The organism is bacterium (genome assembly GCA_024228115.1).
In the GTDB taxonomy this organism is placed as follows: Bacteria; Myxococcota_A; UBA9160; order UBA9160; family UBA6930.
Genome location: JAAETT010000167.1, coordinates 23,959 through 32,733 on the forward strand (window position 1 = coordinate 23,959; position 8,775 = coordinate 32,733).

The 8,775-nt window shown below is 66.2% G+C and carries 9 protein-coding genes; 3 read left to right on the forward strand and 6 right to left on the reverse strand.

Annotated elements, in window-relative coordinates; translation table 11 throughout:
* Positions 1 to 4: 4 nt before the first annotated feature.
* The 3 genes from GY937_08490 to GY937_08500 are packed head-to-tail and all read right to left on the reverse strand — an operon-like array spanning position 5 to position 3,061.
* Positions 5 to 799, reverse strand: coding sequence for an NUDIX hydrolase (locus GY937_08490; protein ID MCP5056745.1), 795 nt, complete (start codon positions 797 to 799; stop codon positions 5 to 7).
* Positions 796 to 2,034, reverse strand: coding sequence for an acyl-CoA dehydrogenase (locus GY937_08495; protein ID MCP5056746.1), 1,239 nt, complete (start codon positions 2,032 to 2,034; stop codon positions 796 to 798). The genes GY937_08490 and GY937_08495 overlap by 4 nt, the downstream gene beginning before the upstream one ends.
* Positions 1,973 to 3,061 carry an acyl-CoA dehydrogenase gene (locus GY937_08500; protein ID MCP5056747.1) on the reverse strand — a complete coding sequence of 363 codons (1,089 nt, stop codon included), beginning with the start codon at positions 3,059 to 3,061 and terminating at the stop codon, positions 1,973 to 1,975. Before GY937_08500 ends, GY937_08495 begins: the two co-directional genes overlap by 62 nt.
* A 37-nt stretch (positions 3,062 to 3,098) precedes the next feature.
* Between GY937_08500 and GY937_08505 the strand changes: the two genes are divergently transcribed.
* Complete coding sequence (locus GY937_08505; GenBank protein ID MCP5056748.1) at positions 3,099 to 3,779, forward strand: VOC family protein; 681 nt, start codon at positions 3,099 to 3,101, stop codon at positions 3,777 to 3,779.
* 13 nt (positions 3,780 to 3,792) lie between these two features.
* Here GY937_08505 and GY937_08510 read toward each other — a convergent pair whose 3' ends face one another.
* Both GY937_08510 and GY937_08515 read right to left on the reverse strand, forming a co-directional pair.
* A complete protein-coding gene (locus GY937_08510) occupies positions 3,793 to 4,368 on the reverse strand; it encodes a hypothetical protein (protein ID MCP5056749.1) in 576 nt (191 codons plus the stop codon).
* Entirely contained in the window at positions 4,338 to 6,287 is a 1,950-nt protein-coding gene (locus tag GY937_08515; protein ID MCP5056750.1) for a DUF3604 domain-containing protein, read from the reverse strand. The genes GY937_08510 and GY937_08515 overlap by 31 nt, the downstream gene beginning before the upstream one ends.
* Positions 6,288 to 6,340: 53 nt before the next feature.
* Here GY937_08515 and GY937_08520 point away from each other — a divergent pair, with 53 nt between their 5' ends.
* Together GY937_08520 and GY937_08525 are read left to right on the forward strand one after the other, a co-directional pair.
* Positions 6,341 to 7,816 (forward strand): AMP-binding protein, encoded by a 1,476-nt coding sequence (locus tag GY937_08520; GenBank protein MCP5056751.1) that lies wholly within the window; start codon positions 6,341 to 6,343, stop codon positions 7,814 to 7,816.
* Between the two features lie 43 nt (positions 7,817 to 7,859).
* Positions 7,860 to 8,276, forward strand: coding sequence for a rhodanese-like domain-containing protein (locus GY937_08525; GenBank protein MCP5056752.1), 417 nt, complete (start codon positions 7,860 to 7,862; stop codon positions 8,274 to 8,276).
* A gap of 15 nt (positions 8,277 to 8,291) precedes the next feature.
* Here GY937_08525 and GY937_08530 read toward each other — a convergent pair whose 3' ends face one another.
* Positions 8,292 to 8,465, reverse strand: a complete 174-nt coding sequence (locus GY937_08530; protein MCP5056753.1) for a hypothetical protein — start codon at positions 8,463 to 8,465, stop codon at positions 8,292 to 8,294.
* Between the last annotated feature and the right edge of the window lie 310 nt (positions 8,466 to 8,775).

Below are 8,775 nucleotides of genomic sequence, written 5' to 3' on the forward strand. Positions count from 1 at the left end.
CGAGTCATCCGACGATCTCGGCCCGCTCCTCCCAATCCTCGGGCTTCGTGCCCCGCCGAAGCACGCGTGGCAGGATGGTGGGAATACCCCGGGGATCCACTCCCGCCTTGGCGCGAACGAGCGCCTCGGCCGAGGCGTAGCCACACATCGCCTTCAGGTTGGCGAGCGTGGGCGAGATCATCGGCAGCTCGCCCGTCGCATTCCGGGCCAACGCATCCTCCGGCCGAATCCACTCGCTGTGGACCGCCTCATGTCCATCGTGGATGGCCTCTTGATGCTCGGGCGCGAGCGCCACGAAGAAGCGCGTGTCGTAGCGGTTCGGACTGTCCATCGGGGTGATCCAGTGGGCGACGTAGGCCAACCGATCGGTGGCAAGCGCAAGCCCCTCCCGGGCACAGAGATCCTCGAGTGCGCCCTTCTCCCCTCCGTTCAGCCTGGCGCGATCCGCACCCAGCCGTTTGCGGACGGCCGGGTCGCGCAACTCGAGAAGCCGCTCGTCCTCCCGCGTCGCGAGCAACAGGCCCGCCTCCTCGAAACACTCGCGAACGGCCGCCACCCAGTAGGCCAGGCCGCCGGCCGGGACGTTCAAGGTCAGGTTGGCTTCGAGGGAACCCGGCCCCCGGCACAGAGCCGTCGCGGCAGGGCCGGCGTCCGCGGCGTCCACCTTGCCGCCCGGGAAGACCCAGAGCCCGCCGAACATCCCGAAGGCCGAACGCTCCATCATGAAGGCTTCGACCCCTTCGTCCCCGTCGCGCACGAGCATCACGGTGGCCGCAGCTTTCGGAACGACTCCGCTCATCGGGGGAGCTGCACCAGATTTCGCGAAATGATCATCCGCTGCACCTGCCCCGTGCCTTCGACGATGTCCATCGCCTTGACGTCCCGGTAGAGCTTCTCGATCAAGTGGTCGCCCCGCGCGCCGACCGTGCCGATCAACTCCATGCCGAGGGTCGTCGCCTCCTGCCCGACCTGGGCCGCCAATGCCTTCGACATCGACGCCTCCACCAGGTTGGCTTGCTCCCGGTCGGCGAGCCAGCCTGCGCGCAAGCACATCAAGCGGGCCATGCGGAGCTTCCTGGCCATCGCCTCGATCCGATCCCGCACGCGCGCGTCGCCCGTTCGCTCGTGGGCACGCGCGAACGCCAGGGCTTCGTCGAGGGCGGCGCGCCCGATCCCGACGGCGTTTGCAGCGATCACGGGCCGCCCGGCATTGAACGTGCGCATGGCCGTCTTGAATCCGGCTTTGCCCTCATGGCGCTTCTCGCCACCGAGGAGGTGGGAAGCCGGCACGCGGCAATCGTCCAGCAGGAAGGACGTGGATTCGTAGGCCTTGAGACCCATCTTCTTCTCGATCTTGAAGCCGCCCAAGCCGGGCGTGCTCCGCTCGACGAAGAAGGCGCGCTGGGCCGCCCTGCCCTTCGTCGGGTCGAGGGTGGCCTGGACCAGGATCCAATCCGCCCGGCTGGCGTTACCGATGAAGCATTTGGCGCCGTTCAGGATCCATCCGTCGCCGTCCTTGCGCGCCTGGGTAGAGATGGCCGCGGCGTCAGAGCCCGCCCCAGGTTCGGTCATCGCGAAGCACGCCCAACGCGGTCGATCGAGTTCGAGGAAGGAACCCAGGAACTGCTCCTTCTGCGCCTCGGTGCCGAGCCCGAGCACGTTGCCCTCGGGAAGGCCAACACCGGGGTTCGCGACGCCGATCCCCCGATCCCAGTACGCCCCTTCCTCCGCCAACAAGAGGCTCTGCACCGTGGTGCGGCGCGGGCCCGGATCCCGCCGACGGCCTCTCGGTCCCAGCCAGCGGGTGCGGCCCTCACCGCGTGCGATGAAGCGGGTGAAATAGCCATGATCGGGCGGAAGCGGCGCCCCGTTGCGATCCGCTTCGAGCCCGGCTGGGCGGACCTCCTTGCGCCCGATCTCGCGCGCTCCGGCGAGCAGTTCGCGGGTCGCCTCGTCGATTCCGAAATCCACCTCAAACCTCTCCGTGGGAAAGCAGAATCGACTCCGGCCCGGTACAGAGCAGCCGGCCCGCATCTTCTCGCGCAGCATCGAAACCGCCGTAGCCCTGGGAAAGCGTGCGGGCCTCGCGCATGAACTTCTCGACCGGATAGTCCTGCATGAAGCCGTGGCCACCGAGGATCTGCACACCACTCGGCCCGATCAGGCGCGATGCCTCGATCGTCTCTGCAAAGGCTGCGGCGGCCTCCGCTTCGGCGGGGAAGCCTGCGTCGATGCGCCACGCCGCCTCCTGAACCAGCAAGCGCGCCCCATCGAGCGCCATCTGCATGTCCGTGATCAGGAACGCCAGCGCTTGATGGTGGGCAATGGGTCTGCCAAAGGCTTCCCGCTCGAGCGCATAGGCCCGAGAGAAATCACAGGCCGCGCGAAGCACGCCAATCAGGAGCGACGCTGCATGAAGGCGGGAACGCGCGCGGGCACGCATCACCCCGGCCGCGCTCTCGAAACGTGCCTCGATCGGCGCGCCCCGGAGCGTGAGAGCCGATGCACCCGCTGCCCGAAGGCCCGCACCACGAATCGTCTCGAGTTCGATGCCCTGCCGGACAACGAACGCCTCGTCCTCCCCGAGAAGAACCAACAGATCCACGCGATCGGCCGGAACCCACGGCACCTCGCCATCCAGCTGGTCCCCCTGACAGACGAATCGCGCATCCCGAAGGTCCACCAGAACGGCACGTTGCTGGACAGCGTCACTGCCCAGCAAGCTGCCGAGCCAGCGATCAACCGCCTCGTCACCCCCCAGCTCCGCCAGTGGGTACAAGGCAGCGCCGATTGGATCGAGCGCCAAGGCGGCACCGGCGTCCGCAGCTGCCAGCTCTTCGTTCACCAGGACTCGCGCCAGACTGCCGAGCCCGGCGCCGCCGGCCGCTTCCGGCATTTCGAGACCGGCCAGGCCGATCTGCTCGAACGCGGCCCGCACGGAGGGGCTGACCCCCCGAGCGTGCTCCGCTTCGCGCAGGGCCGGCGTCAACGCCTCCTCCGCAAAGCTCCGTGTCGTTTCGACGAGTAGCGCCAGCTCTTCACCCGGATCCAGATCGAACATGGCGCAAGGGTATCGCGTTCGGCCTACGCTCGGCTGCATGAAGCTCGCCAAATCGTGCGTCGATATCGCCCTGTTCACGGGCACGGCCCAGCCGATGCTCGATTTCTGGCAGGGCGAAGTCGGCCTGCCCTACGAAGAGCCGCTCGCGACCGGCGGCGGCAACCTCCAGCATCGCCACGATCTCTGCGGCTCCGTCCTCAAGTTGAACCACGCGCGAGATGGCGTGCCCGATGCCCCGGCGGCTGGCTACCGGGAGTTGTGGATCGCCCGAAGCGGCACGACACACCCTCGACAGCTCGCCGACCCGGATGGGAACCGGGTCGTCCTCGTCCCGCCGGGCACCGAAGGGGTCGACCAGATCGCGATCCGCATGCAGGTGCGAAGCGCCCCCTCATTCGAGCATTGGTTCGGCGATGTCCTCGGCTTCGAAGCCCTGGCCCCTGGCTGCTTCCGCTGCGGCGAAACGCTCTTCTTCTTCGAAGAGTCGCCCGACGCCACCCTCCAAACGGGCATCCGCGGCCCGGGCTACCGCTACCTCACGATCCAGGTCTGGAGCTGCGACGACGAACATCGCGGTGTGCTCGAACGCGGCGGGACCGAGGGCATGCCTCCGCGCACCCACGGCGATGTCGCACGCTTCTCGATGGTTTGCGACCCAGACGGCAACTGGGTCGAGCTCTCGCAACGGGCATCCCTCACCGGGCCGCTTCCGAAGTAGCCGTACCGCCCGTTCAGGAAGGGCGGCGTCGGATCGGGCCGAGCATCGTACGCGGGTTCCAGATCGCCGCCAAATTGCTTTCGCCCGGGAGCGGTTTCACTTCGGAGACGCGCGCGTAGTCCGCAGCTCGTGTTTCGGGCAGCGTCCCGAACACCCGATCCCAGAAGCGGGTCGTCACACCGTGGTAGGCCTTCGCGTTCACGAAGTGGTGGGCCAGATGGTGCTGGTGGAGGAGGCGCTGGCGAGGTGTTCTCGGCGCTCGGAAATGAATGCGCCAATGGATGTACTCGTAGCGCACGAAGCCAGCGAGCAGAGCTGCAAAGAAACAACTCCCAAAGACCAGCCCCGCCGCCAGCACGGCCAGGCCCCAGAGCAGGCCTGCGACCGGTACCCAGGCGATCGGCGACGTGAACACGGCACGCGGCTCGATATGGTGCCCACCATGCAACGGCGTCACGAACGTTCGGTAGCGATGGCTGAGGATCCCGTGCACCAGGTACTCGACGAAGCCCCAGGCGAAGAAGCCCAGGCCGGCGGCCACGGCACATCCGAAGAGGGTCACGGCGAGACCCAGATCGGGGAGGTCCATGCCCGCTCTTGAATCGTCTTGGGCACCCTGGGGTCGCGGCACCCGTCCGGGCGCGCGTCCTCGGGCAGCGCAAGGCATTGCCAGGTCGACCAGCGACAGCTCGGATTTTCCACGACCCGAGCGTAGTAGACCGCCGGCTGGTCTGCGTCAAAGGACGGGTCCGTCCATAATGCGCATAACGCCTCGGCGCCCGCACCCCGCGGCGTGCAGGTTTCGAGGTCCACGTCTGCATCGTTCGCCCGGCCGGCCACATCGGTGACCTGTTGATGGAAGCCTCCGTCATCGCCGACCCACCCCTTGATGATCTGGATGCGCTGAAGCAGGCCACCCGGATGCTCCGGGGTTCCGGGATCGCGCAGGGCAGAAACGGCAAACACCGGCGCATCCGCGTGGGCGGGGCGTCGACCGAGATCCCCTCCCATCGGCACGCCCTGGGCGTATCCGATTTCTACGGCGCCCGGTCTTTCACACCAATCGGCCGGCAGCGACCAGCTCCCGAAGAAGCGCGCGGAGATGCGCGGCCCGCTGGTCGCGAAAGCCTCCCTGCGCTTCATGGCGTCGAAGATCGCTTCGCGGGTGTTCTCCTCGGCCCAGACCGCGGCCAGGCCACCAGGGTTCCAGGTCAACCCGGGCTGCATGGCTTCGCCGGCGGTGAGGCGTTCCCGCGGCGTGGAGTTGAATTTTCCCCGGTAGGCGTACTCGGCAACGGCTCCCGGCGTTCCTCGGTGGGTATCCGTGCTACCGATGAAACCGAATTTCAACGGGTTGATGTCGATCCTCGCCTCCTCACGCAAACCTTCGATCAATGCGTAGCGGGCATGGTCCATCCTGGAGATGCAGCCGCGGCCGGCCAGGGCGCCAGAGCCCGTCCCCTCTTCACAATCCTCGAGCTCCCTTCCCCGCATGTCCCGGGTCTTCTCGAAGCCGCAGAGTTCGTCCGTTCCGCCGAGCACCTGGAACATCCCGTTGCGGCACTCGCTCTCGCCCTTGATCTGCATCATCTCGACGATCGGCTCGAGGCGCGCTTGCAATGCAGCGTGTTCTCTTTGTTCTTCCAGTGGAAGATCGAGATAGGCAATCGACAGGGACTGGCCATTCGAGAGGTTCGGGTTGTGGGGGATGGCGATGGCATCACAACCACTTCCCGTTTCGAGACAGAGATCCCGCAGTTTTCGCCGAAGTTCGGGCTCCGTGGGTGTATCGAGCCAGGAGAACGGAATCTCCGGCGCCACCTCACTGCGCAGGATCACATTGCGATGGATCTTGGTGGAATCGGGCGATCGGCTGTATTCCCAAGCGTGAAAGCTGGTGAAGGTGCAAGCGCTGCTGCGGTCGTAGTGACGCTCCGCCGCGGCCCGGAGCTGGCCCCAGACCAACGCCAGGGTCCGGCGACAACGTCCTCGATCCCTCCCGCATACCTCGGACGAACGACCGGAGAGGCCCACCAATCCAGAGATGCTGGCCGGTAGGCCCTTCAGCCGAAGCAATCGAGAGAGCCAGCTGCGCTTCTCGCCTCGAAAGATCTGGCACGACGCGCTTGCATACACCTCCGGTGAGAGCTTTGGACGCGCACAGAGTGCGACCTCGGAAAGCCATTCCGCATGATCGGTGACCGCTGCAAAATCGAGGGGGCGATCGATCCGACCCGCCGGAATCTGCATGCCCCGGGCGAACCTGTACGCCTGGTCGGGTGTCGTCAACGTGCCGCGCACGCGCGCGTCCATTGAAAAGGCGGTGTGAACATGAAGATCGCCGTACAAAGGCCGGCGTAGGGAATCCCGTTGCGCGCATGCCTCACGAGCGGATGCTTCGACCGGCCTGGCAGGGCCCGGCGGGGGCGCCCACTCCTCGGTCGGCAGGTCGAGACCGCACGAGACGAGCAGCAAGAACACGGCAAAGGCCGGGAAACGGGCAATCATCGAGAACTCCCGCGGGACGGATAGCACCGCTGCGGTGGCTAGACTGCCCCCCGATGGGCAACCTCTACGATCTCCTCCGCAGCCGCTTCGAGGGCGATTCGGAACGGCCCTTCCTCGCCGTACCCGGAGCCGAGCCGCGAAGCTATGCCGCTCTCGATTCCCGATCCTCTGCGTTTGCCGGCGCATTGATCGAATCCGGCTTGGAACCCGGCGACCGGGTCGTCGTGCAGGTCGACAAATGCCCGGATGCGGTCGCACTCTACCTGGCATGCCTGCGCGTTGGCGCCGTGTACGTCCCCCTGAACGTGGCCTACACCCCCGAAGAGGTTCGGTACTACCTGGCAGACGCCACACCTCGCGTCGTCGTCACGGCCCCCGGAAGCGAACCCGAACTGGATGCCTGGCTGACCCTCGATACGGAAGGCCACGGCAGCTTGCCCGAGTTGGCGGCGGGCCGATCCCACACCGGGGTCCTTCCGCGCGATTCGAACGACATCGCCGCGATGCTCTACACCTCCGGCACCACCGGACGACCCAAGGGCGCCCTGCTCACCCACGGTAACCTGGCATCGAACGCGCTCAGCTTGAATTCGCTGTGGGGCTTCGGCTCGAAGGACGTTCTGCTTCACGCCCTGCCTGTCTTTCATGTCCACGGCCTCTTCGTCGCCCTGCACTGCGCGATGCTTTCGGCGGCCCGGGTCCTCTTCCTGCCTCGCTTCGACCCGGGCGCCATTCGCCGTGGGATGCGCGAAGCCACCGTGATGATGGGTGTGCCAACCTTCTACAGCCGGCTGTTGGCCGATCCCGATTTCGGCCGTGCCGATTGCGCCAACATGCGCTTGTTCATCTCGGGCTCGGCGCCACTCTCGGAAACCGTCTTCCGTGCCTTCACCGAACGCACGGGCCATACGATCCTCGAGCGCTACGGCATGACCGAGGCCGGCATGATCACATCGAACCCGTTGGAGGGAGATCGAAAGCCCGGCACGGTGGGCTTCGCATTGCCGGAGGTCGACGTGCGGGTGGTCGACGAAGCGGGCGGCACACTTGGGCCGGGCGACGTGGGTGCGGTAGAAGCCCGTGGCCCCAACCTGTTCGCCGGCTACTGGCAGATGGAAGACAAGACACGGGAGGCCTTCCGCGCCGATGGTTGGTTTCGCACAGGAGATGTCGGCAGTCTCGACGCCGAGGGCCGCTTGCAGTTGGCGGGCCGCGCCAGCGACATGATCATCTCGGGCGGCCTCAACATCTATCCGAAAGAGATCGAGCTCTGTCTCGACGAAGCCCCGGGGATCGGCGAATCCGCCGTCGTAGGCTTGCCCGATTCGGACTTCGGCGAGCAGGTCGCCGCGTTCGTGGTTCCTCTCCCCGGCATCACTCTCGAAGGGGCCGATGTCTACCGGGCTGTCGAAGGCCGCCTGGCGCGCTTCAAGCATCCGAAGCAGGTCTTCATCGTCGACTCGCTGCCGCGCAATGCCATGGGCAAGGTGCAGAAAGCGGCTCTGCGCAAGACCCACGGCGGCGCCTGATCGAGCTATCGTCTCGGGACCAGGCCGTGCCGGGGGAGAGACGATGCCGATCGACAAGGGATCCCAGGAACTGATCGCCGAAGCCAATGCCCGGATCGAGACGATCCCGCCGGAAGACGCGATCGGGCTGTTCGGGGACGAACGCGTACAACTCGTCGATTTGCGGGACATCCGGGAACGTCAACGCGACGGCTTCATCCCGAGTTCCTACCACGCACCGCGTGGCATGATCGAATTCTGGGTCGATCCGGAGAGCCCGTACCACAAGAAGATCTTCGACGAACCGAAGAAGTTCATCTTCTACTGCGCAAGCGGCTGGCGCTCGGCCCTGGCCACCCGCGCCGTCCAGGAAATGGGCCTCGCGCCGGTCGCCCACATAGGCGGCGGCTTCAGCGGTTGGGAAGAGGCCGGTGGCGAAGTGATGAAGACCGAAGACGGACGAGAGCCGAGGCGCTCGTAGAGCAAAGCGGACGCGCTAGAGCGCGTCGCTGTACACATCCTCGTTGAAGCCAACCAGCACCGTCTTGCCCTTGCGGATCGTCGGTGCTCGCAAGTTGCCCGTGGGTCCGAGCATGGCATCCACACACGCCTTGGGCGCCTTGCCGCCGGGCTTGAAGGTGTCGACCTTCTTTCCCTTGGCAACGATCACCTGGCTGGCTCCCTTGGCAAGCTCGGCTGCATCCTTGCGGGAGAGCTTCCGGGAGGCCGGGGATGGTCTCGCGAACCTCGATGCCCTGTGCGTCCAGGAACTTGGACGCTCGCGTGCAGGAGGTTCAACCCTTTCGGTGGTAGTACCAGTCGATTCGCTTGGCCATGCCCACTAGCCCGGACTATGCATGAAAATCAGTTGAGAAGCTGACTTTCGATGGTTCCAGGGTGCTGTGCGGCGATTGATCCTGACGGATGTCGCTTACGGTGGATGAGGCTCGGTCCTCGGCGCAAATTCGGGGCGTGCCTCG